Origin of the sequence: Methanonatronarchaeum sp. AMET-Sl (assembly GCF_029854155.1) — an archaeon.
Lineage (GTDB): Archaea > Halobacteriota > Methanonatronarchaeia > Methanonatronarchaeales > Methanonatronarchaeaceae > Methanonatronarchaeum.
The window spans coordinates 695299-722112 of the sequence record NZ_CP122958.1 but is presented as its reverse complement, the minus strand read 5'-3'; the positions used below and the strand labels follow the sequence as shown (position 1 = coordinate 722112).

The following is a 26814-nucleotide window of genomic DNA, read 5'->3' as shown; positions in this document are numbered from 1 at the left end:
AGAGGGTTTTATAGTAAAAAAATAGGGTTTTATAGTTTATTAGAGGGTGGTTAGTCATGTTTTTTGGTTATATGCGTGTTTTTCCTTTGAATTTAATTTTCCTGGGCCTGTTTTTGGTTTTGTCTTCTATTTTATTGTCATTGGTTTTAGGTGTTTCTGTTTTTTCATCCTTTGAGGTTTCTATAGCTGGATTTGTTTCAACTTTGTTTTTTGTTGGTTTGTTGTTGGTTTTTGTCTCCATCCCTATTTGGATTGCAGAAAAGTGAGACAGGTAATTCAATTTAAACTATTTGGGTGGTTTTTTTGGTAGGTAATTATTTTATTACTGGAGGTCCTGGTGTTGGTAAGACCACTGTTTTGATGAAGGTTGTTGATGAATTGAGAGATAGGGATGTTGTTGGTGGTGTTTATTGTCCAGAGATTCGGGAAAATGGTCGTAGAAAAGGATTCAAGATAATCGATGTATTGAGTGGTAGGTCAGGAGTGTTAGCCCATATAGATCAAGAGGAAGGGCCTAAGGTAGGTAAATATAGGGTGGATATATCTAGTGTGGATAGAGTTTCAAGAGAGAGTTTCAAAAGGGGGATTGAAGAATCTGATGTCGTTGTAGTTGATGAAATAGGTCCTATGGAGGTTTATAGTGAAGTATTTAAAGAATGGTGTTGGAGAGTCCTAGAGAGTGATGTTCCTGTGCTCGGTGTGATACATAAACAGTCTGTTACAGGTTATATCGGTAGGGTGAAAGATAGAGGTGATGTGAACTACCTCGGGGTCGAGGCCCGAGGCACTCTCCCTCTACCGCCTGTAGAACTTACTATGGATGGTTGATGGGTTTTTGTGGGGTTTTATTTGGTTTTTGATGGAAACTAGTGACATCCTTTTCTCCCTAAGGAGGAGTGGGGTTACTGCTCTCTCAAACTCTCACAAAAGTTAATTATATTGTTTGTTTTATATTAGGTTAGGACTATGAAGAGTGGTTATCAAAGTTTTTTCGATTCACTGGATGTTGATGGTTCCAGTATATTTATTGATAAGGTTATTTTGGATCCTTCTTTATTGGTTTTGGGTGATGTGTATGGTGATTTAGGGAGTTTGTCGGGTAAACTGGGTTGTGAGGTTTATTATCCGGGTTCTCTAGGTCGTTTGAGTGATGTTGATAATGCTATGGGGGTTCTTGATTTTTATCGTGGCCGTAAAAAAGATATTTTGGGTGTTGATGAGTTTTTAAGTAAGATTGATGGGTTGGGTGTTGAGGGTTATAGTTGGAGTGAGAATTATCAAGAACTGCCTAACCATCTTTATGATTATTTTAGGGATTTAAGGGGTTTAGAGTTTGAGTGTGATTTGGTTGGGGATTTGTTTTTGGATTTGTTTGTTTTTTTAGGTAACCAGGGTTTTTTGTTTGGGAGGTTGTTGAAGGTTTTTAATCGTTTATCTGAGGCCTTACCTCTATATAACTTGAGGAGTGGGGTGCCAGAGGTTTTTAGAGATGCTGTTGGTGGTGTTGAAAGGTATGTTGGTTCGGTTCGTTATGTAGGTTTTTTATCTGTTACATCTAGTGTTTTTTCGTCGGTTGGGCCTTCAGTTAATTATCCTTCTTTGGTTTTATTGGAGTTGTGAAGTAACCTCTCCCTGATTGGAGGAGTGTTAGTTTTGGGGTTGGATAACCTTTTTTTCTGGGTTAAGTGGGTTTTTATTTTTGTGTTTTTTGTTGTTTTTTGAGTGTTTGGGTTATTTGTTTTTTTAGTTTTGTTATTGGTTGGGGTTTGATTGTTTGTTTTTGGTTGGTTTGTGTGTAGTATATGATTGGGGTGATTTTTGTTTCTGGGTATATTTGTTTGAGTGTGTGGTAGTATAGGCTTATTTGTGTTTGGTGTTGTTTTTTGGTTTGTTTGCTTTTTTCGGTTTTGTAGTCGATTATTTCTATTTTGTTGTTTGTTTTGTGTATTAAGTCGATTTTGCCGTTTAGTATTATTTTTGTGTTTTTTATGTGGAGGGGTAGTGTGCATTTTTTTTCTGGGATTTTGGTTCCTTTTAGTTGGTCTATGAATTGTTTGACGTTTTTTTCATCTTGGTTTTTTGGTTGGGTTTCGAGGCCGTTTATGTATTTTTCTGCGTATTTATGTAGGTTTATTCCGTGTTTTGTTCCTCGGCCTTTTGATTTTGTTTTATTGATAACTTTGGTTATTGGTAGTTTTATTGGTGTTTTTTGTTTGGTTGGTTTTGTTTTGAATTGGTTTGGTTGGGTTTTTTGTTTTGGGGTTTTTTTGATGTCTGGTTTGATTTGTTTTTTGTTTAGGTTTAGGTCTTTGTAGAACTGGCTTTTGTTTTTTGTGTCTGCGGTTATGTATAGGTATTTTTTTGCTCTTGTCATTGCGACGTACATCAGTCTTCTTTCTTCGTTGTAGTCTTTTTTTATTGATTTGTTTATTATGTGGGTTTTCCAGTTGTCGTATAGGTAGGGTTGGTTTTTTTTATTGTAGATCTTTTTTTGGCGTATTCCGGTTAGGTTGTTGTATGTTATTCGGCCTTTGCTGTGTGTTTGGGTTGGGAAGTTGTGTTGGTTTACGTTTGATATGAATATGACTGGGTATTCGAGGCCTTTTGCGGTGTGTATTGTCTGTATGGTTGCTAGGTCTTCTCTGTGTTTACTGTCAATTTCGTATGTTTCTTCTTCTTGGATGTTTTGTTCTATGAAATGGATTATTTCTCCTAGGTTTAGGTAGCTGTTTTTGAAGACGTTGTCTATGACTTCGATGGTTTTGTTTGAGTAGGCGTTGTCGATTTGGTATTGGTCGAATATTTTGCGGGCTATTCCTGTTAGTGTTTCTATTTCTTGGAGTTGTTGTCTGAATTGGGTCATGTTTTTTGGGTATTTTTTGTGTTTTAGTATGTGTTTGGCTTCGTCTAGTGTGTAGCCGGTGTTTTCAAGTATTACTGCCCATCCTTTTTTTGTGTCTCTGTCTTGGATTGTTCTTAGCCATGCTAGTAGGAGGATTGCGGGGTTTGTTTTGAATAGTTCGACTCCTCCTTCGTAGGCGATTGGTATTCCATGTTGTCTGGCTTTTTTCTGTAGTTCGAGTCCGAATTTTCTTGTTCTTGTTAGTATTGCGATGTCTTTATAGGTTAATTCACGTTTTTGGTCGTTTGTTTTTGGTTTGATTGTGTATTCGGGGTTGTGGGTTATTTCTTGTATTTTTGTTAGGATTGTTTGTTTTTCTTTTTCGCTGTGTATTGCTTTGATTTCTGGTTTATGGGGTTTTTGGGATTTTAGTTTGGTTATTTGGTTTTGGATCTTTTTTTCTTCGATTTTTTCGTTTTGTTTTGCTTTTAGTGTTAGGGCTGTTTCGGCGAAATCGATTATTTTTTGGCCTGATCTGTAGTTTTGTTTTAGGTTGGTTTTTTTGATGTTTTCGGTGTTGTAGTTTATTCGGGGGTGGTCTTTGTTTAGGGTTTTTTTATGTTTTCTGAGTCTTTTTTTGAATTGAAGGATGTTTTGGACATCTGCGTACTGGAAGCTATATATGCTTTGTTTCCAGTCTCCAACGACGCAGAGGTTTCCTTTTTTTGCGTGGAGTAATGCTAGTTTTAGTTGTATTTCGTTTGTGTCTTGGAATTCATCTATCATTACGTATTTGTATCCTTGTTGTTTCTGTAGTTCTGGGTTTTCAACCAACATTACGTATGCGAAAAGTAGGTAGAAACTGAAGTTTAGGTAGTTTTTGTTTAGGGCGTACTGTAGGTATTCGTGGTAGATGTCGTGTATATATTTTTTTAGGTTTCTACGGTCTTCGTTGATTGCTTTCTCTATATATTTTGGTGTGACCTGTTTGCTGGCCCTACCGCCTCGTATTTCTTGGTTGGTGGGTGCGTTTTGGGTGAAGCATTTGTTTTTATATGTGTTTAATCTCTTTCTGAGTTCTGATTGTTTAGGGCCGTTTTTACCTGGTCTTGGTTTGTTTTGTTTCTCTATTTTGTTTTTAAGTTCTTGGAGGTCGCCATCGAGGTGTTTTCCGGAGTTGCGGTACCATCCATGTTTTTGGGGGATGATTCCTTTCACTGCTAGTGATTTGATTAGGTGGAGCAGGTTGTTTGGGTTGTTAACCACTCTGTATTGGTTTTTGTATTCTGGGTGTTGGTTTTTGAATTGGCTGTAGAACCGATTGAAATGTCGGTTTTCTAATACCTGGCTTTCTAGGGTGCGGGTGTTTTTTGTTATGTGGTCTTGTAGCCCTAGGTGTTGGGGGGTGTTGAATCCATTTGATTCGATTTTGTTTTTACAGTGGCTGTGGAATGTGGTTATTGCTGCGTCCTGTATTTTTGATGGATTTATATTGGATTTTTGTATTATTTTTTCTTTTAGTTGGTTGGCTGCGTTTCTTGTGAATGTTATTAGTAATATATTTTCTGGCTCGATGCCTTTTTGATGTATTTGTATGTATCTCTCGGTTAGGCTGTAGGTCTTACCGGTACCAGGTCCGGCATCGACTAGGTAGATTCCGTCGTGTTGTTCTATTAACTCTTTTTGTTTATTGTTTGGTTTAATCATTTTATTATTAAATCTGGATAATCCAATTTATCGAAATCTGGTTCTCCAACTGGAAATCTAGACCTTTTATATTTATTTAGTTCTGTGAGTTTTTTATTTAGAAATATTTCAAAACGATCTATATCTTCTTTGAAGTAGTTATTAAGGCGATAATCCACTAATTTACGTAATAAACCATTTGTTCTTTTTTCTAGTTGTCTGGCTGTAACGTCTTTGCCTCTACCGATTTCTAGAAACTTACTGTAGTTGTTTTTTAATTCATCTAGACATTCTTTGGTTAGCAGGTCTTTATCGTACTCTGCTTTTTTAGATATTGTTATTTTTTCCATCGCTTTTTGGTAGTTTTCTGGCCCAATTTTCTCTAGGAATCGTTTTCTTGTTTTACTGGTTTTGCATAGCCAGTTGTAGGCTGTTTTCTGGGTTATTTGTTTTTGGAATGTGTTTGGGTAGTATGTTATTTTTGTTATGTTATTTTTGTAATTGGATTTGCCTTGTATCTGGTTTTCGATGTTGTTTAGGAAGTAGTAGTATATGAAGTCTATCTCGGTTTTGGGTTGTGTTTTACGGTGGTGCATTAAGTAGAGGATGGCTTGGAAGTTTGGTTTGTTTTTCAGTATATCGATGTTTGAGTTTTTTATTATGTTGGAGCTAGTTTTTTTGTTTTTACTGCTTTTGTAGTCAACCAACTGTTTTTTGTTTTTTATTAGATCGATTTTTCCTCGACAACCTAGTTCTCGGTCTTCAAACCAAACTTCTGTTAGTCCGGATGTTATTGGTTTGTTTGTTTTTGTTGAGAAAATGTTTTGATCTTTGTAGTTGTTTTTTGTATATCCATTGGGTTTGGTTTCTTGAACTTGGTTTTCATCGATGTATTTCTTTATGTTTTGTGTTCCATTGATGAACTCGGTTTTTAGTATGGGGAGGTATTGGTTTTCTACCAATGGCTCCATCTCGGATACCATATACTTGATGAATTTTTGTTGGTTTTTATCTGTGTATTCTGGGTGGTTGTGGTAGAATTCGGCGTAGTCGTGGAATAGACGGCCTTTTTTAAAGTAGTCCTGTTCACTGAGTGGTATTAGTTTATTGAAGTAGTAGTTTCTTGGACATTCGACCAGTTTGTTGAGGTCGGATTGGCTGATTAGATCTATTTGTTTTGGTTTGATGTTTAGGTCTTTTTTATTGAAGGCCTGGAGTTTTTGAGTGGGTTTTTCACCGTATTTTCTGTAGGGTAGGTCGGTGAATTTTGTGAACTCTTTGTCGTGTATTTGGTTGAAGTAATAGCATGGAGTGACCTCTTCGTTTTGGTGTTTGTTTTGCACCATGTAGTAGCTGTTTTGGTTTTGGATCAATATCTTGAAGTTTTTGAGTTTGGTTTGGTGGTATTTGTTTTTGTCTATCCAGGGTTTGGTTGGTGTTTTAGAGCTCCATTCACTATTCATTCCGATATGGAATATCTGGGGTCTGTCTACCCAGGCTATGTTTTTGGGTGAAACGAATAGGACGCCGCCATAATTATCTGTTTCCCAATTGATATCGAAGACATCGAGGTAGAACTCAACCAGGTCTAATAACTCTTCTGTTATAACTGAATCAAGTAAACCGGCTTCTCTATAGAACTCGGTTATCTGGTTTAATTTCCGGCCTATGGTTTGGGTATATTGGTTGAGTGCTTCTTTTATAGTTGAGTCCTTGGTTTTTTCAAGGATTTGTTGGAGTTTTTCTGATTCTATTGAGTCGATGTATTTCTGGTTGTATTGACGGTTGATATCTATATCTAGGTTTTTTAGTAATGGCTGGAGTTCTCCTACCTTAAATCGTTTTTGTGTTGTTGCGGTTCGACAGAGTGAATGGAAGTTTCTAAAATCGATGTTTTCATTTATGTCCCGTTGGGTTAGGTAGGGGATGTTTTTAGATTCAAGCATCGACATAACTAATGGTTGGTATCTACTTGATTGGTTTAAGACAAAAGCGGTGTCTCCAGCATTATTTTTAGAGACATTTTTAGATAACGCTTGAACGATCTCTATACCTGAATTAAATACATTAAAACGTGGTAAAGTTGTTTTAGATTCTTTGAATACATTTATTTTATCAAAACTATCTGGTAGTAATTTTTTATCCAATTCCTTAAATTGATGAAAACCAACGACAGCGACACTAGAACCGGTTATTCTATATCTATCCATCGCTCGATAGATATTTCTTGTAGTTAACAATATATCTAATATCTTCTTTACTTCACTTCGATTGTATTGATTATAATTTAAGATTTTGTGGGGGTTACCGGTCTCGAGCCAACAATCGATTATCTCTTCAAGTAGGTAGGCTGTTTTTTTCCAACCGAACTCCAGTTCATTATCGATGTGATGGAATAGTTCTTTTTTATTCATCAAATCGGTTTTTGATTCTGTATACACATAGCGACGTGGGGTTGTGGCGAAATCACCTAAAAAAGCCTGTTCAACACGACTGTTTAATGAATCGGCTAGAGGTGCTTCAACGGTGAGAACAAGGTCATAATCCCGGACCAAATCAAATAATTCATCAATAGAAAGAGCCTGACATACCTCCATCAAAACACACATCTATAGTATACGCAGCCACACAACAAAAACCCCTAGCCCACTTCTCTATAATAAAATGGGAGTGGTTATTTTTTGTTTTTTTGTTGATGGAGTTTTTCCATTTCTTTTTCAAACTCTTTACGTCTAGCCATTTCATATAGGGATTTTAGTTTGCCACATCTAGGGCATATTGCTTTGTATATCTGGAAGGCGGTTGCTTGGGTTGCTCCTAATCCTCCACCGGTTTTGATGGCTCCTAATTCGTATGGCATCCATTCATGTTCACATTCTTCTGGATCAACTTCAACTCCATATTCTTTCATATTTATATCACTCCTAAAGAGATGGGTGGTTTATTCTATCCTTATTACTATGTTTTTAAACAAAAAAACATAAACATATTCACGTTAACATATATAACAAATAAATGTGGTTTAGAAATGGAAGAAATCGTTCACATAACCCCGCTTGGATTCGAGATAGATAGGGTAATACAGCCACTTGAAAAATATCCTGCTAACCGAATACATATACTAACCGTTGACAGCGAGAAACACGGACACAGATTATACAAAAAACAAAAAAAATACACCAAAAAAATCAAACAAAAACTAAATAAACTAAAAATCGAGTTCAAAATCCACGATACAGATATCTTCAATCTAATCGACGTAATGGACAAAACAAGCAGTTTAATTAAAAAAGAAAAAACCAACGGCTCCAGAATCTACATAAACATCTCAGGTGCAGGCCGACTAACAGCTGTAGCAACAACACTAACAGGCATGTACCACGACATCAATACATACTACGTAAAAGCCGACCGATACCCAGATAGCCAAAAAGAGAAAAACAAACATGGACTAAGCATCGTCGAAACAAACCAAATACAAGAAATAAAAAACCTAAGTTTTAAAAAACCAAGCGAAGAAGCCATAACCGTATTAAAAACATTAGACAAAAAAGGACCACAAAAAACAGATGACCTACTCAACCAACTATCAAAAAAACACAGTAGATATAAATTCAAAGGCAGATATCAAGACCTAAATAGAAAAAAGAAACAAAAATTAATAATGCGTTTAAACAGAGGAATACTAGACAAACTAGAAAAAAATGGATATATAACACGAGAAAAAACTGGAAGACGCAACATAATCAAAAAAACAGAGACTGGAAAATACATAGCAAAAATAAGCTAAATATAACTAGAGGGAAACTGTTTTGTTCGAAAAAGAACCTGAAAACGAAGTTTTGAAATTAAAAGTAGACCCTCATGTTCACTCCGAAGATTCCTTCGACGGAAAGGAGCCGGTTGAATTAATTATTGAGCAAGCAGCCGACATCGATATCGATGTAATAGTTATAACAGACCATAATAAGATTGATAATTCACTTAAAGGATGTGAACTTGCAGAAGACATAGAAGATTTAATGGTTATCCCTGGAATCGAGATCAGCACTCGACATGGCCATCTTCTTGGAATCGGAATTGATAAAAGAATACCTTCAGGTTTACCAATAAACGAAACCGTCAGACGTATTCGCGAAGAAGGTGGCGTCGCAATCATCCCCCACCCATTCCAGAAAAGCAGACATGGTGTACGTAAAAAAAACATAGATGAATGTGACGCAATTGAGACATTGAATGCCTGGTTCTTCACCGGTATCCAGAACAAGAGAGCTAGAAAATTTGCCGAAAAACATGGATATACAAAGATTGGTGCCAGTGATGCACACTCCCTCGGTACAATAGGCAAATGCTACACCGAAATAACGTTCGAAGATAAAAAATCATTATCAGAAGTCGAGATACAAGAGGTTTTAGAAACGATCAACAATGGTGGAACCAAAATCACTGGAAAGAGAGCTGCAATGCATAAACACATCTACCATTACGTCAAGGCTTTCTTCAGAAAAACCGCATACATCCTTAAAAAAATCTTAAAAACATTTCTAAAGCCATTTAAATCCACATTCAATTTCTTAAACAAGTGACATACCCCGCCATAAAGAGGAGGAGTTTATGTAGGGGGCTTTATCTTGTTCAAGAGGTGTTTGCTTTCTACGAACCATGATTTCGAGCGGTAAATCAATAGTTGATAGTTACCTTCCGGGGGATACGTGTATTTTTAATGTACTCTATTTCTCTTCGATAGCCCTCTTTTTGCACATTGGCACTAACTTTTTCCTACTGCTTATCGCGTTTTCAAGATATATCTGACTATGTTTTAGGATGTTGCTCCAAGCTATAGACAGTTTTTTGAAAGCCATAGAACCAGTTTTATGTTAAAGCAGACCCTTAAAACAACCAATAAATACCTCTGTATGTTAAGGTATTTAATTATTGTTATCAGGGCCTATAGCTCTTTGTTAACTGTTTCTGGGTCTACCCCAAGGTATTCTCGCTTTCAATCTGTAGGTGAATGGTGGTTTTATGGTTTGATTTAACAAAACAGTTTTTCAAGGGAAATTGTTTTATATCAAGAAGATTTTAATTATGTTTGGGCGTCATATCAAAAAAGGAATAAAATCGGTTAAACCAAACCGACAAATAACTCCAAGGGAGAAAACCCACAGATAAATTCCCCCGACCCTCCCTTGGAAACACCCTTTTTGCCCCAACCAAAAAAAGGAGATAAAAATGGAAACAAAAAAAGAAATAAAAAAAATACTACGTAACTACATCGCTGAAAACAACGGAACAACATTCATAGAACTAAAAAAACTCCTAAAACAAAAAATCAACGTAGACGGAGAATACGCATTAACAGCACCAGAAGACCCAAACCTAGTGTTCTGGGCCGAAATGAGCAAAGAACTAACAGAAATAATAAACGAACTAATCGAACAAAAAGAACTGATGTACATACCAACACACCCAGTCCCATACATGGCAGAAGGCGGAGGACTAAACCTACCACTTGCAAAAAAACCAGAACCAGAAAACGGATTTCAACAACCTCACTGGACACCAGTACTACTATACACATACGAAAAAGCACTAGAAAAACACCCAGAACTACAAGAACTAAACACCTAACCAAACCAAAACAACCACAAAAAAACTCCAAGATCTTTAAACCTCATTAAGGGAGGGACTCATCAGACATAAAAACCCTCCCAACCTCTCTACCCCCAAAACACAAAAAACCCGAAAAACATGGAGGAAACAAAAATCAGCAATACAAAAACACCAAACAAACCAAAAAAACAAGAAATAAACCTAACAATAATAGCAGACTTCAAAAAAGAACAATTCAAAATTAAAAAAAACAAAAAACAGAAACACCTAACTTTAGATTGGAACAAAATGCATGAACAAGAAATAGAAATACTCGCAAAATGGACAATCAACAGACAAAAAAACCTCAACCAACAAAAAACAAAGAAACAACCTTCAAATAGATCTAAAGAAACCCCGTAACCTCTAACTCTCTATGGCTCACTTTTTATATGTTGGAAATTTTTTTATTTATGTAAACTGAAACTATCTAAAGGAAGCCCTAACTATTTAATTCGATTTAGTATAGGTTTCTTTGTTGTTTTGTTTAAATTTAATTTTAGTTAGTTTAATAGGTGTTTTTTGTGTGTGAGTTGCTTGGTCTATGTTTTAATCAATTGGTAAGACCTTCTTTATCGGTTCGTGGTTTTGGGTATAGTGATAAGGATAATCCGGATGGTTGGGGTATTGGTTTCTATCCTGACCAATCTGCTCAGATTTTTAAAGAGCCTATTAAGGCCAGTAGTAGTGATCTTTTCCGTTTTTTACGGGATTATCCGAAGATTAATTCAAAACTGGTTTTGGCTCATATTCGTAAAAAAACAATTGCAGAGCCACAATACATGAACAGTCATCCATTTAGTCGAGAACTTGATGGAGATATGTATATCTTTGCTCACAACGGAACAATTGAAGAGACCGATGAACTATCTCTGGGTAGGTTTAAACCAATTGGTTCAACAGACTCCGAACATACATTCTGCCACCTAATAGACAAAATAAATAAAAAAGAGATAAAGGATTGGAGTAATAATTTCAGTTGGATCCACAACCTATTGAAGGAAATCAATAAGTTTGGAAAATTCAACTGCATTTTTTCAGACGGAGAATACCTATTTTGTTATCACGACACAGGAGGACATAACTCCTTCTATTACGTACGTAGAGAAGCACCATACGGTGAAATAAAACTCATGGACGAAGACCTAAAAGTAAACCTAGATCGAGAAACAGATCCAAACCAAAAAGGATTCATAGCCGCTACAAACCGACTAACCAACGAAAACTGGAAAGAATTCAAAAAAGGAGAACTAATAATACTAAAAAACGGAGAAATAGTCTACCAAAACGATTGAAATAAACTTTAAATTAAAAATAAAACCAACAACAAAATCAAGACTAAAAACATTAACAAAACTATTAATTGATTTCTATTAACCCTAGATTTCTCTTCTCCTTTTGGTGTTAAAACAGTATAAGAACAATTCTTACATCTAGATGGATTCATCCTATGAATTTCACCACACCTATCACACTCCCACTTCATACCAAAAAAACTAGCGACCCCCAACAACATAAATACTATTCATCCCTTCACCTAGATTCAACCCCTAAAAAACAATATCAAGGGGTTTTATCACCAAAAAAACCAATTTAAAAAAAAAAGGTACAAAAAATGAAGAAAAAACTAATGACAGCAATATTAGTCTTAGCCTTAATATCTTCAGTTGCTGTCGTAACAGGTTGTATGGAAAACGGTGAGGCGATGCAAGCTTCGATACACCGGAAGAAACCGTTGAAACTTATTTAAACGCAATAAACGATAGAGATGCAGAACTACTTATGGAAGTCCATTCAGAACAAGTTGAAATAACCGAAGAAGATGCCGAGCAAGCGGTCAATGAATTTGAGGAAACAGATTTAAAAATAGAACTCATCGGTGATATTAATACTGAAGTAGACGAGGAAATGGGTATGACAGTAGCAGAGTTTGAAGTGTCTATAACGGAAGATGGTGAAGATGAAGAAACACCAATGCAGTTAATTTTAGTTGAGGAAAATGGCGAATATAAGATAATGCCATTTTAAAGGTTTGGTTTGGCTTTAAATGATGTGGAGTGGAGGGGTTGGCCCTCTTTTCATAAATATTTTTTTATCTGGGTTTTTATTTTAGTCCGAGGTGGTCCATTGCTTCTTCTATGTCCGTAACTTCGATTACCTCGATTCCTTCTATTTCTTCATGTTGTCCGTCTGGGACTAGGATTGTGTGTGCACCATGTTCTTTTGCGGCGTTGGCTTTTTCTTCGATTGCTCCTACTGCTCCAATTGTCCCGTCTTGGTTGATTGTTCCTGTTATCATTATTTCAGTGTCTATTTCTTGGTTGTTTGCTGCTGATATTATTGTTAGGGTTTCAGCTGCTCCAGCGCTTGGACCATCTATTATGTCTGCGTCTGTACCCCAGGATATCAGTGCGCTGTAGTCATTGTTCAGATCAAGGTCTGTGTATTGGTTTGCGACAACGATTGAGGTCTGGCTTGCTTTCTGTGTTGTTTCGCCGAATATATGGTTGGTTACATCTATGTAAATCGAGCCTTCTCCCTGAATTATTTTAGCGGTTAACGAACTAACTGTTCCTTCGTCCTCATCATCTTTTATACCTAATGCATAGTATTCTGTTGACCCAAAAGCTAGTTCTTCTTTTAATATCTCATATTCTTGGGAAAGGGTTTGATAGTCAGTTTCTAGTTCACTAAACTCATTGATTAATTCTTGATGTTCTTCAGTTAATTCACTGTAATCTGACTCTAGCTCTTGATGTTCACCCTCCAAGTTTTCATGTTCCTCGAGTAGATCACTGTAGTCTTTAGATAGGTTATGTAGGTTTTCCTCCAATTTCTGTATTTCTTGTTCTTGTTCTAAGGTTTCTTGATAGGTTATTCCGGAGAAAACACCTAACACTATTACTAATATAATCAAGATTAGTGTTGTAGCTAGGGTTTTTTTCTTCATAGATCAACCAGTTTTCTTAATTCATTTTAGGTTTGAGTTACCTTTATGTTTTGTTTGTTTTTTCTTAAATCTCAAACAAATTTTTTAGGAGGTGGGGTGTTTTTTAGAAAAATGTTAAAAACGGTGATGTATATTATATTTTTAAGGGTTGAGAGATAGATGTATAAGAAGATTCTTGTTCCTACTGATGGGAGTGAAGCAGGTCTTATTGCTTGTGAACATGCTTTTAATGTTGCAGAGAAGTTTGATAGTGAAATTCATGTGCTTTATGTTGTTCATAGGGTTATGCCACCTGTGATGAGGGGAGGCGTTCAGATTTCTGATGGTACTGTTGTGAGTCAGAAGGTTGTTGAGGATTTGAAGGCTGGGAAGATGCCTAGTGATAGTGAAACTGAGAAAAAGTTGAAAAAACCAACTATGAAAATAGTTGATAAAGCTAGAGAACGTGGTTTAGAGGTTGTTCAGAGTGTTAGGGCTGGGAAACCAAGTAAAGAAATTATTAAGTATGCGGAAGATAACGATATAGATATAATTGTTATGGGTAGTCATGGTGAGGGCAGTATTGATCGGTTAATTCTTGGAAGCACAACGGAAAAAGTATTAAAGTGCTCAACCCTCCCGGTATTTGTAGTCGACACATATTAAGAAAAATCTCTATAACCATTCTCTATATTATTTGATTAAAAAAATATGTGTTTATTTTAATAGATTGGTTTATATAGTTTAGTTTTTGGGTTAGATAGGTTATTGGTGTGGTTTATATGGTAAGTCAATTTGAAGATACTGGATATCGGGTTTTGTTGGTTGATGATGACGAATCGTTTTTAGAGTTGACCTCTATCTATCTTAATGACGAAGAACTATCAATTGATACTGTTTCTGACCCTAGAAAGGCCTTAGACGTTTTTAGTGGTTATGATTGTTTGGTTTCGGATTATCAGATGCCTGGTATAGATGGTTTGGAGTTATTGAAGGAGGTTAGAGAGGAAATTGGTAGTGACATACCTTTTATTATGTTTACTGGTAAGGGTCGTGAGGAGGTTGCTATGGATGCCCTTAACTTAGGGGCGGATAGATATCTGCAGAAAGGAGGAGATCCTAAAACCCAGTTCATGGAGCTAAAACACGCAATAAAAGAAGCAATTGATAAAAAACAAACTGAAAAAAAGTTAAAGAAGGAAGAAAAAAGGGCTGAGAAATATTTCGAGACCGCTAGAGTTCTCATGGTCGCTATAGATGAAAACGGAGTTATACTTGATGCCAACAAAAAGGCAAGTGAGTTATTAAAAACGGATAAAGACGATTTAATAGGAGACAACTGGTTTAACTACATAGGTGATAGAGAAAAGCAAACTGCTTTAGAGATCCATAACCGGGTTTTAGATGGTGAGAAAGACCTATCGATTGAGATACCTTTGGTTGTAGATAATGGTGTTGAAAAGGTGGTTTCATGGCGGATTTCACCATTGAAAAATGATGAAAATAGTATTATTGGGAGTTTTGGTTCGGGAATCGATGTTACCGAGAGGTTGGAGAGGGAGAGGGAAATTGAGGAGAAAACCAGGATGTTGGAGGGTATGTTAGACGGCGTACAGGACATAATCGGTTTCCAATTACCTGATCACACTATAATTAGATACAACCAAAAAGGATATGAAGCTCTCGGAATTTCTCCAGAGGAAGTTAAAGGCAAGAAATGTTATGAATTATTGGGTAGAGAGGGCCCATGTCGTATTTGTCCAACCAATCAGGCCATTGAAGAGAAAGAGATAACTAAAATCGATAAATATCAACCTGAATTCGATAAATATCTTTCAGTAACAGCTAATCCGGTTTTAAATGAGGATAATGAGGTAGAGTTCATTATCGAACACTTAAGAGACGTCACAGATAGGGTCGAGTATGAAGAAAAGATAAAAAAACTATCTAAGGAATATGAAACCGTTTTTAACAACGTAGAGACCAGTATTTTTTTAGTGGAAGTTAAAAACAATGAATTCAGGTTTAAGCGACTTAATCCTTATGAAGAACAGTTAATTGGGAAGAAAACAACCGAGGTTAAAGGTAAAACGCCGACCGATGTTTTTGGAGAAAAAATTGGAGAAAAACTTGAGGAAAGATACCGTGAATGTCTTGAAACTAAAAACACAATTACTTATGAAGAGCGTGTAGAACTGCCTGATAGAGATGTATACGCAGTAACTAAACTTACTCCAATAATAAAAGAAGGTAGTGTTGATTTGATTTTAGGAACCTCCCATGACGTTACAGAGATGAAAAATAAAGAAATAGAGCTAGAGAAAACCCTATCCCGTCTAAAAACATTGATGGAAGAACAAGAGGTCGGTATTCTATTCGAAAACATGGATAGAGAAATAATATACGCCAACAAAGAGTTATGTCGAATATTCAACATACCAAAAAAATCCCTATTAATAGGAGAAGATTGTCAAAAAATTGCAGAAAAAGCTAAAAACCAGTTTAATGATCCAAATAAGTTTATAGAAGGTATTGAAAAACTCATAGAAAACAATAAAAAAAGGAAAGGAGAAGAAATAACGTTAAAAGATGGCCGTATACTCTTAAGAGACTACATACCAATCAAAGAGGAAGGAAAAAATATAAAAAACGGACATCTATGGCAATACAAAGATATTACGAAACTTAAAGAGATGGAGAAAAGAGAGGAATTTCTATACAGCTTACTTAGACACGATGTAAAAAACAAAAACCAGGTCGCTAAAGGATACCTACAACTAATCGAAAAAGAAAAAATCCCCACAGAAAATAAAAAACATCTAGAGAAAGCCATTAAATCAATAGAAGAATCAAGCGAAATCATAGAGAAAGTTAAGACAATAATAGAACTTGAAAATACCTCCGAAAAACAAGAAATTGAACTAGAAAAACTATTAAACGAAGTAATTAGAGAAATAAAAAACCAAGCAGAAAGAAAAGACATAGAGATAAAGAAAAAAACACAAGGATGTAAGGTTGAAGGCGGGTCATTACTAAAACAAGCAATCTACAACATAATCGAAAACTCAATACGCCACTCAGAATGCCAAAAAATAAAAATAACAACAGAAAAAAGAGAAGACGGCTGCACGATAACAATAGAAGACGATGGTGAAGGAATTGCTGAAGAAAAAAGAAATAAAATATTCAACCAAGGCTATAGCAAAGGAGAAGGAACCGGCCTTGGGTTGTACATAACTAAAAAGATCATTGAAAACCACGATGGATCAATAAAATGCAAAAAATCAGATTTAGGTGGAGTCCAATTCAAAATAAAACTCAAAAAACATAATTAACAACAAAATAAACCTCAAAAAACATATAGGCCTATCGAAAACACTTAAAAACTAGGTATAAAATAGATTGGTTGTTTTATATAAATTATTTTATTAGGTTTTGGTTGGGTTTGTTTAGTTGGTTTTTATTTTGGTGTTGGTTTTTTTTGGTTTGGATAGGTTTTTAGTGTTAGTTTCAATAATTGAAAGTATAGGTTGTTGCTTTAAGTATCGATATGATGGATTGAAATAAATTGTTAGATTGATATATTGTGTTATTGGAGGTTTGTAATTTTGTCTAAATCAATTAATTTGGTTGAAGAACTTGGTTTAAGTGGGGAAGTGGATACACTTAGTCAAAAGGTTGATAGGGCCCTTAAAGTTATTGAATATTGTTATAATAGGTTTGGTGAAGTAACTATTGCTAATAGTTTTGGTAAAGACAGTATGGTTACTATGCATCTGGCTTTGAGGGTTGTTGACAGGCCTGATGTTTTTAGTGTTTTGAGTGATAGTGAGTTTGATGAGACTTTAGAGCTTAGGGATATTGTTTTAGATAAATACGACGTTAATTATCGTGAGTTTAATTTTGTTCAACCAGAGAGAGCTTTTGAAGATGTTTCTGTTTGTTGTGGTGAAGTTAAGGTTGAGGCTACTAAGAAGGCTTTAAATGGTTATGATGCTTGGATAACCGGTTTGAGGGTGACTGAATCGGATACAAGGCGGGATTCCCAGTATATTGAGTTTGATAAAGATACTGTTAAGGTTAATCCTATTAAAGATTTTACCGAGCTAGATGTTTGGAGGTATACAGCTATACATAACATACCTGTTAATAAGGCATATAAAAAGGGATATCGTTCGCTTGGATGTGAAAACTGTACAACATTGCCGGAAAACCAGAGTGAATCGGAGCGGGCTGGAAGATGGCGGGATGTAGAGAAAACTGAGTGTGGGATCCACACCACTTCTATATAACTTTTTTATCTATATAGTTCTAAAAATCTACTTTTTTTGTTTATTTTTCAGTAGGTTTATTTCTGGTATTTTTCCTGTTGTACCTATTTTGTCTTTTTTTATGATTATGGCTCCCTGTATGTTGGGTTTTAGGTCGTCGGCTTTGTTTAATCCGTTTTTTATTGCTTTTTCTGTGTCGGGGTGGTTGACGTGGTTTGCTATTGCTGTGGCTGCGGCGTCGGCGGTTGCTGTGTTTCTGGATATTGTGGTTACTGCGTCGGCTTTTCCTAGACTTAGTGAGTGGCCTACGGTTCCTGCGCTTGTGCAGATTCCTAATCCGTTTTTTGGTTCTGTTTTTATTGAGATTTTGTTTGATAGGGGTGATTGGCCTGCGTATATTGCTATGTTGTATTTTTTTGTTCCCTGTAGGTATATGTCGCCGCCGTTGTCTATTAGGATTGGTTCATTTATGTTTTTGCCTGAGTTATGGGAGATTGTCCCGGCTACTGCTGCTAGTGGTCCGACACCTGTTTTGTTTGAGGCTTCGATCATCATTTTTATTGGGCCTGTATAGTTTTCTTCATCTAGTTTTAATGGCTTCATTGATGTCTTGAATTCGGGGTTTTGTTTTATATGGTTTTTTATTTGTTTTTGGGTTGTTTTTGCTTTTTTTATGATTTTTTGGGTTGTTTTTGGGTTTTTTGTTTTTATAGATAGTTTTGTTGGGCCTTTACTCCATTTTTTGTTGGTTTGTTGGATTTTATAGTTTGAATTCATTTTTTTGTATTCTTTTTTTAAGTTCTATTGCCATTTTTTCTGCTTTGTTTCGGTTTGATTGTCTAAGTTTTATTGGTACTTCTTTGTTTTCTACATTGATTGTGCCTAGGTTTCCTTGGAAGGCGTTTTCTTTACATTTGCCGATGCAGTATCCACAGTTGAAGCATTTGGTTCTATCTATTCCATCTTTTGGTGTGAATGCGTTGGTTGGACATTTTTCTTCTACGATGCATTGGCTGCATTTACAAATGTCGGGGTTGTAGATCACTGTTAGGTCGGTTTTTTTCCATACAGATGCGTAGTTGTCGTGTGTGAATGGTTTTCTGTCGTGGATTTCGCCGATTGGGAGTTTTGTTTGTTGGTCTGTTATTTTTAGGTTGTTGAATATCTCTTCATTGAGTACTGGTATAGGTACGGCGACTCCTTGTATGCATTCAGGTCCTCCAGATGTCTTGAACCCACCCATATATGTTGGGTTCATTTCTTTTAGATCGCCGAATAACTGGAGGTTTGGTTTTTGTGGCGTGCTTCTTGTTCCTTCTCCCATTATGTAGCCGGTTGCTCCGTTTAACAGGACTTTTTTACCAACGTTTATTGTTTTTAGTTCTGGATCGTTTTCTAGTGGATTTATTTCACCACAACCGGATACGGATATTTCTTTATATGGTCCTTTTAATCCATCAACTGAAAAAATAGATTTTACAGTGTCGTTTTGTTTGTTCAAGAAGGCCATGTAGTTTTTAAATGCAATTCGAGATGTTATTATTTGGGCGAAATCTAGGTCTTTTTTGGTTACGGTGTTTCTGTATCTATCTCCTTCAATCGATTCTACTTCGACTTCTATTTCTTTTCCTTCTGCGATATCTCTTAGTAGATGGCCTCCTCCGTATTCTGGGTTTTCAAGTGATTGTGCGGTTCCGTTTACAATTGTTTCGACCAGACCTAGGTTTTCGTTTGGACATGGGCCTGGTGTTGCTGGAACCCCGTTTAACCAAGTTTTTTTGGCTTTTCTGAAAACACCTTCTTGGGAGATAGGTATTGATAATAGTGCGGTGGTTCCTGACATTAATCCGAGGGTTGCGGTTGTTACAACATCTACTTCACTGGGGTCTGTAATTTCATTTTTCTTGATTTTTTGTTTAAATTCTCTTGCAGAGTAGACGGTTGCTTCTTTTTCTTCTATTTTTTTATTTATTTCATTTATATCTTTCAAAAATACCTCTCCAACTATATTTCGTTGTTTTTATGGGTTAAAATAGGTTTTTTGGGGTTTAATAAGTATTATATGGTTAGAAAATTTTTTTTATGAGTTATGTTTATGTGGTTTATTATTTATGGTGTTTTATTGGGTTTTTGGGTTTTGGATGTTTGACATGAATCTTTTTTTGATTTGTTTTGCGTTGTATGGGATTATTGGTGTTTTTTTGTTTCCTGGTTGTACTGGTATGTGTATGAATTTTTTTCCTTCTTTTTTTATTTGTTTTTTTATTTTTTGGGGGTTGTTGGTTCTGGTTGTTTGTAGTCCAGCGGATTCGGCGAGCATTTGTAGGTCTGCTTTTGTTGTTGTTTTTTGACATCCTGTGCTTCCGTAGCTTGCGTTGTCGATTGCTAGTATTTTTAGGTTTTTGGTGTTTTGGTTTGCTGCTGTGAACAGTGATGTTGGGTTCATTAGTATGGAGCCGTCTCCATCTATGACGATTGTTTTTCGGTTTGTTTTTGTTAGTCCTATGCCGATTGGTGTGGCTAGGCCGAGGCTGCCGAGCATGTAGAAGTTTGTGGGTTGGTCTTGGATGTGGTAGAGTTCTCTGCTTGGTATTCCGATGTTTGAGACAACCAGGTTGTTTTTTAGGGCTTCTTTAATTTGGTTTAATATCTGGTATCTGGTTTTTTGGGGGTTTATTTCGCTGTATGTTTTTTGTTTGGCTGGTGTTTTAGGGCGTGTGAATTGGTTGTCTGGGCTTTTGCTCCATATATCTGGGCGTAGTAGTACTGCGTGCACTTCATTGTTTTTGTATGCTTGTTCGATGTGTTCCCTGATTTCTTGGTGGTTTTTTCCGTTGTATAGTTTGTAGGGTATGTCCATTGCTTTGAGTAGGCGTGGTAATCTCTTGCCTAATGGTTTTTGAGCTTCTATTTTTTCATCGTAGACTCCTCGCCAACTTATTAATAGTGGGAGTGGTATTTCGTAGCATTTTGTTAGGCTTAGTAATGCGTTTATTGAGTTTCCGATTCCTGAGCCCTGTATCAACATTATAGGTTTTTTTCCAGCCATCCATAGGCCGGCGGAGATTCCGATCCCTTCCTCTTCTCTGTATATATCGATGTTTTCAATTCTTTTTTTACCTATCTCTATTAAGTTTTTTATCCTTCCACATGGGAGGTTCAGCATGACGTCTGCGCCAGCGTTTTCGATTGCTTCAACAAGTTTTTCTTCAGTCATTTTATCTCCTCTAATCCAGATTTATCGTTAATTATGTAGTCAGGTTTTGGTGTTGTTGGATTGAGGTCTTTTTTAAGTTTTTTTCTCCCTGCTCCAGTTATGTTAAGCAATATCTTGCCGTCCAATTTTTTCTTCATAAGTGATGCCACTCCTACCTCGGCAGCTGGGTATAGGTCGATGTTGAATATTTCATTGAATTTCTCTCCAGCTTTCTCTGCTTCCCGTTTTGTTGCTGTTGTAGCCGAACCCCCTGTTGATTTAAGTATGTCGTATAGGCCGCCGGTTGTTGAGTAAAGTGGGTTTTTGTTTGTCAATACTTTTGCATATGTTCGATCCAATGGGTTGTAGTCATATGTTGGTAGTTTTCGAGTTCCCTGATTCCAAGCATCAACTACTGGTGTAAATGGATTGTTTTGAGCTATATGTATTTTAGGAATTTTATTCACAACCCCCACATCATTTAGGCGTTTGCTTCCGGTGTAAAACGCTATTGCGCCTGTACCACTTCCAATTGGCTGGAAATAATGGTCTGGTAGGTTGTTGTATCTTTCATAGTATTGGTATGCGAGTGTTGATAATGAATCACGTCTGGCTATGTTGCGGCCTCCTCCGTCATAAGATACATCCGGTCTACTACAAAACTGGTTTGCTATCTCTTGGGCGTCACTGTAGCTGGCGTCCTCTATTACAACTAGTTTGGCGTTATCACTTTTTTCTACACAAAAAAGATCTATATGGGTTTTTTCAGGAACGAATATATATGTAGTGATGTCCTCTAGATGGGTATATCGGAGAAAAGCGTTTGCTGTGTTTCCAACCGACGCTAATGCCAAATCCGATCCCTGTTCCATAGCGTAACGTAGAGAACAGACCGCTTCTATCTCTTTAAACGTACAGGTATCAAGATCAGCACCTACTTCAGGATGATAGCCATGGAAAGCTATAACCACTTCCCCACCAACCAGTTCATTGAAACGCTGGTTCTCCAAAAACACCGGAGTTTTATTATAATTATTTGATTTATCAACCGGAAGCATCGGTAAGTACCGCCAAATTCCCTCTTCTTCAACAACATTAAAACCTTGATAAACGGTGTTAGATAACGAATCACAGTTATCTGGACAGTTAAAACTAAATCTATCTGTTTTAAAAAATGAGTTACATTCTGGACATTTTAAATCAAAATCAGTCATTTAATTTCACCAAACAGAAAAAATTCTTCCTTAAAAAACAAAAAATCTCCTAATAACAACAAAATCAAGACATATCAAGAATTGATGCTCAATTTTCCAGGGATATCACCAATCTCTATAAGGTTTTTTAGGTGGACCAAAAACAGGTTTTCAAGGGAAATTGTTTTATATAAAGAAGTTTTTATAGGTTTTTTGGCCTCATCTACCTACAAAACCCCCACAACCAGGGGGTAGAGGCCCCAACCCCAACACCAAACAAACCACCCCTAAAAAACAAAAACAAAAAACCTGCTAATACCGAGATAACCAAAAAAATTCACCAAATATAAATCCCTTCTATTTCTTATATTCATTATGAGTTGCTATAGATGAGTCCATCTTCCATAAAAAAAGAAATGACAACAGCAGAACTCTTTATCAAAATCCTAGAGAAATATGGAGTGCAACACGCATTTGGAAACCCTGGAACAACCGAACTCCCAATAATAGACGCAATCGAAAAATCAAAAATAAAATACATAATGGCCTTACACGAAGATATCGCAGTTGGAGCCGCCAGCGGTTACTCAAGCATGATGCGATATCATAGCCAAAAAAACCCAGAAACCACTCCTCTGACACTCGTAAACCTACATACAACACCTGGAATTGCCCACGGCATTGGGAACCTATATGGCGCATATTACGCCGGAACCCCCATCATACTAACAAGCGGAAGCCAAGCACCACGACACGAAAAAAGGGAGCCATCACTCAGCGGAGACAGATGCCATTTTGTAGAAAAATACACAAAATATAATACAAAAATAACAGACCCAACTGAAATTCCAGAAGTGACAAGAAAAGCAGCTAGAAAAGCATTAACACCACCAACAGGCCCCGTATATATAGATATACCCTGGAACATACAGAAAACAAAAACCAAGGAAAAACCACTACCACTCGGAGAAATACCCAAACCCGGCACACCACCAAAAAACCAACTCGAGAAAACCATCAAAATAATAAATGACTCAAAAGAACCAGTAATGATAGTTGGAGACCAAATCGCCCGAACCAACCAAAAATCAGTCCAACTCGTTGGAGAACTAGCAAACAACATCGGAGCAAGAGTACACGGCGAAGTATTGATGTCAGAAAGATCATACCCAATCGAAAACGAAAACTGCGTCTCACTACTACCAACAAAAGCCGAAAACATCAAACCACTACTAAACGTAGACACAATACTCATGATCGGCTGCACAACAAACGTACCATTCTACGACTACCAAACACCCCTCATACCCCAAGAAACAAAGATAATACAAATCGGACACAACCCACACGAACTAGGAAAAAACTACAGCTGCGACACAGCATTAAACGGAGACATCGAGAAAACACTCAAAAAACTGGTTGAAAAAACAAAAAACAGTTTCACAAAACAAGAACTCAACAAAAGAAAACAAAAAATAGAGAAAACAAAACAAGAACTCAACGAAAAAAAACAAAAAAACCATCCAACCGACCCACACAAAAAGAGGCCTACAAAACTAGAGTTAGTACAAAAACTAAAACAGATAACTCAAGATAAAGTAGTTGTCGACGAAGGAGTGACAGCCGGATTCATATTAAGATGCGAACTACCCATCGGCCACGGCCAACTACTCGGGATTAAAAGCGGAGGCCTGGGATATGGATTACCAGCAACAGTAGGAGCAGCAATAGCAGAACAAACAACAGGCAACAACCGAAAAGTAATAGGATACATAGGCGACGGCTCCTACATGTACTACCCACAAACACTCTACACAGCACAACGATACCTAAAAAAAGGAATCACAATAATCGTAATAAACAACCAAGGCTACAAAATATTAAGAAACGCCGACATCCTAAAACAAAAAGGAAGCAAACCACTCCACATAACAAAACACAACAACATACCAAAAAACGCGGAAAGCCACAACTTCAAAACACATCAAAACCAAAATAAAAACAAACTAAAAAAAGACCTTGAAAAAGCAATAAACACAACAAAAAATACATTAATCGAAATAGAAGTATACGACCCCTGAAGCGACCGCCTCTCTAAATAAAAAGAGGACTTAAGACCTGCTTTAAAGATAAAACAAAAAAACCAGGAAATATAGATGAACAAAATAGAAACAAAAAAAGGAGAGATATACTACAAAACTGTTGGCCAACCCCAAAAACCAGCAATACTCCTAATACATGGAGTGGGGCTAAACCACCAAACCTGGAAACCGCAAATCAAAGAACTAAAGAAAAACCATTATCTAACCGTCTTAGACCTACCAGGACATGGCAGGTCATACAAAAACCGACAGTTCAACCTAAACGAAACAACAGAGATAATCAAAAAAATACTTGATGAAATCCAACAAAAACAGATCTCACTAATAGGCCAATCAATCGGAGGCCTAATAACACAACACTACACAAACAAATACCCAGAGACAGTAAAAAAACTAATCGTGTTAGGCAGTCCCTCACTATACCACGGATTAGATGAATATACCACAGCTTTATTCAAAATACATTCACAAGCAAGCAAAATAACACCATGGAAAATACTTAAACAATCGGCTAAATCAGAGCTGGCTAATAAACCAACAACACAAAGATACATCGAGAAAACACTTAACGAAACCGGTAAAAAACAATTAATAAACATCTCTGAAGAAATTCAAAACACAGTCTTAACCGGAATCCCAAAACCAATAAACAAACCAATCCAATTAATCCATGGAGACCAAGACCTAAAATTCATCCAAAAACAAATGAAAGAATGGCACAATAAACAACCAAATACCCAATACAAAAAAATAAAAAACGCAGGCCACATAGCAAACCAAGACAACCCCAAAGAATTCAATAAAACAATAAAAAACTTCCTAAAAAACACAAAAAAATAAAAAAGATTGTTATTCAAAAAGTTTTTCATACTCCTTATATCCTTCCTCCCCCAACCTATCCTTCGATATAAATTCAAGGGCTGCAGAGTTCATACAATACCTTTTACCAGTCGGGCTTGGTCCATCATTAAATACATGCCCTAGATGTGACCCTGCTTCACGACTCAAAACCTCAATACGGCCATCCATCTCCTCCCTATAAACTAAGTTATCCGGCTCTAGTGGTTTATAGAAACTTGGCCAACCAGTCCCAGACTTAAACTTCCCTTTACTACTGAACAATGGTTCCCCACTCACCACATCAACATAAATCCCCTCATCCTCCAAATCATAATACTCATTGTCAAATGCAGGTTCAGTACCGCCTTCCTGAGTTACATGATACTCCAAATCACTGAGTTTTTCCTTCAATTCATCCTTATCCATCTTGATCATCCTTCCCCGGAACATAACAACCAACATCACCAGAACCACCCCTTGTATAATAATCCTGATGATACTCCTCAGCAGGATAAAACTTCTCAACCGGACGTATCAAAGTTCCAACCCTACTTCCCTCCTCAACCAAACCATCCCTACTCTTAATAGCCAACTCCTTCTGAGTTTCATCGTGATAAAAAACAGCCGTAGTATATTGAGAGAGATTACCAACATCACTTGGCCCAGGAAAACCAGGTGCAATATGACTCCAAAAAACTTCTAACAAATCTAAATAACCAATCTCATCCGATTCATAATACACCCTAACAGCTTCAAAATGACCCGTCTCACCAGTACAAACCTCACCATAACTAGGGTCATCTGTCTCACCACCACTATAACCACTAATCGCCTCAACCACCCCATCAAGTTCTTCAAAAGCCTTCTCCAAACCCCAAAAACAACCACCAGCAAAAGTAGCCTTACTATAACCAGACTCCTCAAACCGCTCAAACAAACCAACAGCCTTTTTACGAGAACCACTACCCAAAAAACCAACAAACAAACAACTTAAAAAACCATTAAACAACTCAAACCACCCTACAATATAATATACCCCTCCAACAACATAACAATACACACAAACACACAAAACCAGACACAAAAAAACTCTCTGGATAGTGGTTACCTAAATCTTTCAAGCCAAACAAACAGCCATTTAATGTTTTTTTAAGACTCTAACCACAACCTCAATTGACATAGAACTGGTTTTTTATCTTAACTCAGGCCCTAAGACCTCTTTCTCTTCAGGGAGAAGATGATGTCAATGAGACAGTCTCTCTAAATAAACCCTCAAATACCTAAATACTTGATTTAGTAAAGATGTATTCTAAACGATTAAGATAGAGCCAACTCCCTGGTGGTCAGTTTCCACAGACATCGCAGTTTACGTTTCGACTGATCTCTATTTCATCGGGTATCATTTTTTGTTTTGGGAAGATAGCTAGTCTATCCATCAGAACGCCATCCATGTCAAGGAAATAACGTGTTAGTTGTTCAACCTGCATTACTGCTAGTTTAGCTGGAGTGAATCCGGCGACAGGTATTGGACCACTATCCATAGTGTCTTTGCCTTGGTATAAGCAGTTGAGGCAGGCTGTTTTTCCTGGAACTATTGTAGTTATTCTACCCTCCAGGCCACTGCAAGAGGCATGGAAAAACGGTATATCTCTTTCAACACACTCTTCATTAACTACGTATCTAGCCTCCATGTTATCAAAGCCATCAACGAAACAATCCGCCTCTCTTAATAGATCACTAACATTTTCTTCTGTTATTTCTGTCTGAACACCCTCAACCTCAACACCAGGGTTCATTTCATTCAATTTCTCAACAGCAATCTCAGTTTTAGGTTCACCAACATCAACATCATCATACAAAGCCTGTCGGTTAAGATTGCTAACACTAACCAGATCTGAATCCACTATCTTTAGATGGCCTACACCCAACCTAGCTAAAAAAATCGTTGAAACACTGCCTAAACCACCAACACCGCCAACCACAACACTAAGGTCCTTAAGAACTTCCTGACCTTCTTCACCAAAAATCAACAACTGACGGCTATACCTATCCAATTCAAAGTTAGATAAAGTCATCAATACGTTAAATACTCGTTAAACAATA

24 protein-coding genes and 1 pseudogene are annotated in these 26814 nt (G+C 36.8%); 13 read left to right on the top strand and 12 right to left on the bottom strand.

Translation table 11 applies throughout. From position 1 onward, the window contains the following. Nucleotides 1-67: 67 nt before the first annotated feature. Entirely contained in the window at nt 68-280 is a 213-nt protein-coding gene (locus QEN48_RS03550; RefSeq protein WP_280109026.1) for a hypothetical protein, read from the bottom strand. 23 nt (nt 281-303) lie between these two features. On the opposite strand from QEN48_RS03550, the gene QEN48_RS03545 reads away from it, so the two are divergent. Next, nucleotides 304-828 (top strand): NTPase, encoded by a 525-nt coding sequence (locus QEN48_RS03545; RefSeq protein ID WP_280109025.1) that lies wholly within the window; start codon nt 304-306, stop codon nt 826-828. Between the two features lie 138 nt (nt 829-966). Beyond that, nucleotides 967-1620, top strand: a complete 654-nt coding sequence (locus tag QEN48_RS03540; protein WP_280109024.1) for a hypothetical protein — start codon at nt 967-969, stop codon at nt 1618-1620. A gap of 73 nt (nt 1621-1693) precedes the next feature. Here QEN48_RS03540 and QEN48_RS03535 read toward each other — a convergent pair whose 3' ends face one another. From QEN48_RS03535 to QEN48_RS03525, 3 genes are all read right to left on the bottom strand, one after another. After that, nucleotides 1694-4549 (bottom strand): ATP-dependent DNA helicase, encoded by a 2856-nt coding sequence (locus QEN48_RS03535; RefSeq protein ID WP_280109023.1) that lies wholly within the window; start codon nt 4547-4549, stop codon nt 1694-1696. Further along, a complete protein-coding gene (locus QEN48_RS03530; RefSeq protein ID WP_280109022.1) occupies nt 4546-7125 on the bottom strand; it encodes a PD-(D/E)XK nuclease family protein in 2580 nt (859 codons plus the stop codon). The genes QEN48_RS03535 and QEN48_RS03530 overlap by 4 nt, the downstream gene beginning before the upstream one ends. A 77-nt stretch (nt 7126-7202) precedes the next feature. Continuing rightward, the gene (locus tag QEN48_RS03525; RefSeq protein WP_280109021.1) at nt 7203-7439 is read right to left on the bottom strand and encodes a hypothetical protein; all 237 of its coding nucleotides are present in this window, start codon (nt 7437-7439) and stop codon (nt 7203-7205) included. A 117-nt stretch (nt 7440-7556) separates the two neighbouring features. Here QEN48_RS03525 and QEN48_RS03520 point away from each other — a divergent pair, with 117 nt between their 5' ends. The 6 genes and pseudogenes from QEN48_RS03520 to QEN48_RS03495 all read left to right on the top strand — a co-directional run. After that, entirely contained in the window at nt 7557-8318 is a 762-nt protein-coding gene (locus QEN48_RS03520; protein WP_280109020.1) for a DUF6293 family protein, read from the top strand. Nucleotides 8319-8340: 22 nt separating this feature from the next. Then, nucleotides 8341-9114 carry a PHP domain-containing protein gene (locus QEN48_RS03515; RefSeq protein WP_280109019.1) on the top strand — a complete coding sequence of 258 codons (774 nt, stop codon included), beginning with the start codon at nt 8341-8343 and terminating at the stop codon, nt 9112-9114. A gap of 646 nt (nt 9115-9760) precedes the next feature. Continuing rightward, nucleotides 9761-10159 carry a hypothetical protein gene (locus QEN48_RS03510; protein ID WP_280109018.1) on the top strand — a complete coding sequence of 133 codons (399 nt, stop codon included), beginning with the start codon at nt 9761-9763 and terminating at the stop codon, nt 10157-10159. Between the two features lie 120 nt (nt 10160-10279). Continuing rightward, nucleotides 10280-10543: a hypothetical protein gene (locus tag QEN48_RS03505; protein ID WP_280109017.1), complete on the top strand. Its 264-nt coding sequence runs from the start codon at nt 10280-10282 to the stop codon at nt 10541-10543. A 152-nt stretch (nt 10544-10695) separates the two neighbouring features. Next, nucleotides 10696-11475, top strand: coding sequence for a class II glutamine amidotransferase (locus QEN48_RS03500; RefSeq protein WP_347985121.1), 780 nt, complete (start codon nt 10696-10698; stop codon nt 11473-11475). A 436-nt stretch (nt 11476-11911) separates the two neighbouring features. Continuing rightward, nucleotides 11912-12208: pseudogene (locus QEN48_RS03495) on the top strand (hypothetical protein); the annotation flags it as partial. A gap of 76 nt (nt 12209-12284) precedes the next feature. On the opposite strand, the gene QEN48_RS03490 reads toward QEN48_RS03495, so the two are convergent. Continuing rightward, the gene (locus QEN48_RS03490) at nt 12285-13130 is read right to left on the bottom strand and encodes a S16 family serine protease (RefSeq protein WP_280109015.1); all 846 of its coding nucleotides are present in this window, start codon (nt 13128-13130) and stop codon (nt 12285-12287) included. 159 nt (nt 13131-13289) lie between these two features. Between QEN48_RS03490 and QEN48_RS03485 the strand changes: the two genes are divergently transcribed. From QEN48_RS03485 to QEN48_RS03475, 3 genes are all read left to right on the top strand, one after another. Beyond that, nucleotides 13290-13775, top strand: coding sequence for a universal stress protein (locus QEN48_RS03485; RefSeq protein WP_280109014.1), 486 nt, complete (start codon nt 13290-13292; stop codon nt 13773-13775). A 116-nt stretch (nt 13776-13891) separates the two neighbouring features. Further along, complete coding sequence (locus QEN48_RS03480) at nt 13892-16444, top strand: PAS domain-containing protein (protein ID WP_280109013.1); 2553 nt, start codon at nt 13892-13894, stop codon at nt 16442-16444. A gap of 273 nt (nt 16445-16717) precedes the next feature. Then, nucleotides 16718-17401: a phosphoadenylyl-sulfate reductase gene (locus QEN48_RS03475; protein WP_280109012.1), complete on the top strand. Its 684-nt coding sequence runs from the start codon at nt 16718-16720 to the stop codon at nt 17399-17401. Between the two features lie 27 nt (nt 17402-17428). Here the strand turns inward: QEN48_RS03475 and QEN48_RS03470 are convergent, their stop codons facing one another. The 4 genes from QEN48_RS03470 to QEN48_RS03455 form a co-directional block, all read right to left on the bottom strand. Next, the gene (locus QEN48_RS03470) at nt 17429-18157 is read right to left on the bottom strand and encodes a UPF0280 family protein (protein WP_280109011.1); all 729 of its coding nucleotides are present in this window, start codon (nt 18155-18157) and stop codon (nt 17429-17431) included. Then, nucleotides 18141-19370: a methanogenesis marker 16 metalloprotein gene (locus tag QEN48_RS03465; RefSeq protein WP_280109010.1), complete on the bottom strand. Its 1230-nt coding sequence runs from the start codon at nt 19368-19370 to the stop codon at nt 18141-18143. The genes QEN48_RS03470 and QEN48_RS03465 overlap by 17 nt, the downstream gene beginning before the upstream one ends. A gap of 129 nt (nt 19371-19499) precedes the next feature. Next, nucleotides 19500-20597 carry a sulfopyruvate decarboxylase subunit alpha gene (comD, locus tag QEN48_RS03460; RefSeq protein ID WP_280109009.1) on the bottom strand — a complete coding sequence of 366 codons (1098 nt, stop codon included), beginning with the start codon at nt 20595-20597 and terminating at the stop codon, nt 19500-19502. Further along, entirely contained in the window at nt 20594-21790 is a 1197-nt protein-coding gene (locus QEN48_RS03455) for a pyridoxal-phosphate dependent enzyme (protein WP_280109008.1), read from the bottom strand. The genes comD and QEN48_RS03455 overlap by 4 nt, the downstream gene beginning before the upstream one ends. A gap of 368 nt (nt 21791-22158) precedes the next feature. Here QEN48_RS03455 and QEN48_RS03450 point away from each other — a divergent pair, with 368 nt between their 5' ends. Continuing rightward, nucleotides 22159-23850 carry a thiamine pyrophosphate-binding protein gene (locus tag QEN48_RS03450; RefSeq protein WP_280109007.1) on the top strand — a complete coding sequence of 564 codons (1692 nt, stop codon included), beginning with the start codon at nt 22159-22161 and terminating at the stop codon, nt 23848-23850. Between the two features lie 75 nt (nt 23851-23925). Then, the gene (locus QEN48_RS03445; protein WP_280109006.1) at nt 23926-24711 is read left to right on the top strand and encodes an alpha/beta hydrolase; all 786 of its coding nucleotides are present in this window, start codon (nt 23926-23928) and stop codon (nt 24709-24711) included. Nucleotides 24712-24720: 9 nt separating this feature from the next. Here the strand turns inward: QEN48_RS03445 and msrB are convergent, their stop codons facing one another. The 3 genes from msrB to QEN48_RS03430 all read right to left on the bottom strand — a co-directional run bounded on the left by msrB (nt 24721) and on the right by QEN48_RS03430 (nt 26786). Beyond that, entirely contained in the window at nt 24721-25137 is a 417-nt protein-coding gene (gene msrB, locus QEN48_RS03440; RefSeq protein WP_280109005.1) for a peptide-methionine (R)-S-oxide reductase MsrB, read from the bottom strand. After that, on the bottom strand, nt 25130-25720 hold the full coding sequence (msrA, locus tag QEN48_RS03435; protein ID WP_280109004.1) for a peptide-methionine (S)-S-oxide reductase MsrA: 591 nt from the start codon (nt 25718-25720) through the stop codon (nt 25130-25132). The genes msrB and msrA overlap by 8 nt, the downstream gene beginning before the upstream one ends. Before the next feature lie 334 nt (nt 25721-26054). After that, nucleotides 26055-26786 carry a HesA/MoeB/ThiF family protein gene (locus QEN48_RS03430; protein WP_280109003.1) on the bottom strand — a complete coding sequence of 244 codons (732 nt, stop codon included), beginning with the start codon at nt 26784-26786 and terminating at the stop codon, nt 26055-26057. Nucleotides 26787-26814 lie beyond the last annotated feature (28 nt).

Excerpts from the sequence above, each read along its gene's own strand:
- QEN48_RS03540 (WP_280109024.1), top strand. The coding sequence starts at position 967 with ATGAAGAGTGGTTATCAAAGTTTTTTCGATTCACTGGATGTTGATGGT.
- QEN48_RS03535 (WP_280109023.1), bottom strand. The coding sequence starts at position 4,549 with ATGATTAAACCAAACAATAAACAAAAAGAGTTAATAGAACAACACGAC.
- QEN48_RS03530 (WP_280109022.1), bottom strand. The coding sequence starts at position 7,125 with ATGGAGGTATGTCAGGCTCTTTCTATTGATGAATTATTTGATTTGGTC.
- QEN48_RS03525 (WP_280109021.1), bottom strand. The coding sequence starts at position 7,439 with ATGAAAGAATATGGAGTTGAAGTTGATCCAGAAGAATGTGAACATGAA.
- QEN48_RS03520 (WP_280109020.1), top strand. The coding sequence starts at position 7,557 with ATGGAAGAAATCGTTCACATAACCCCGCTTGGATTCGAGATAGATAGG.
- QEN48_RS03510 (WP_280109018.1), top strand. The coding sequence starts at position 9,761 with ATGGAAACAAAAAAAGAAATAAAAAAAATACTACGTAACTACATCGCT.
- QEN48_RS03505 (WP_280109017.1), top strand. The coding sequence starts at position 10,280 with ATGGAGGAAACAAAAATCAGCAATACAAAAACACCAAACAAACCAAAA.
- QEN48_RS03490 (WP_280109015.1), bottom strand. The coding sequence starts at position 13,130 with ATGAAGAAAAAAACCCTAGCTACAACACTAATCTTGATTATATTAGTA.
- QEN48_RS03485 (WP_280109014.1), top strand. The coding sequence starts at position 13,290 with ATGTATAAGAAGATTCTTGTTCCTACTGATGGGAGTGAAGCAGGTCTT.
- QEN48_RS03480 (WP_280109013.1), top strand. The coding sequence starts at position 13,892 with ATGGTAAGTCAATTTGAAGATACTGGATATCGGGTTTTGTTGGTTGAT.
- QEN48_RS03470 (WP_280109011.1), bottom strand. The coding sequence starts at position 18,157 with ATGAATTCAAACTATAAAATCCAACAAACCAACAAAAAATGGAGTAAA.
- comD (WP_280109009.1), bottom strand. The coding sequence starts at position 20,597 with ATGACTGAAGAAAAACTTGTTGAAGCAATCGAAAACGCTGGCGCAGAC.
- QEN48_RS03455 (WP_280109008.1), bottom strand. The coding sequence starts at position 21,790 with ATGACTGATTTTGATTTAAAATGTCCAGAATGTAACTCATTTTTTAAA.
- QEN48_RS03450 (WP_280109007.1), top strand. The coding sequence starts at position 22,159 with ATGAGTCCATCTTCCATAAAAAAAGAAATGACAACAGCAGAACTCTTT.
- QEN48_RS03445 (WP_280109006.1), top strand. The coding sequence starts at position 23,926 with ATGAACAAAATAGAAACAAAAAAAGGAGAGATATACTACAAAACTGTT.
- msrB (WP_280109005.1), bottom strand. The coding sequence starts at position 25,137 with ATGGATAAGGATGAATTGAAGGAAAAACTCAGTGATTTGGAGTATCAT.
- QEN48_RS03430 (WP_280109003.1), bottom strand. The coding sequence starts at position 26,786 with ATGACTTTATCTAACTTTGAATTGGATAGGTATAGCCGTCAGTTGTTG.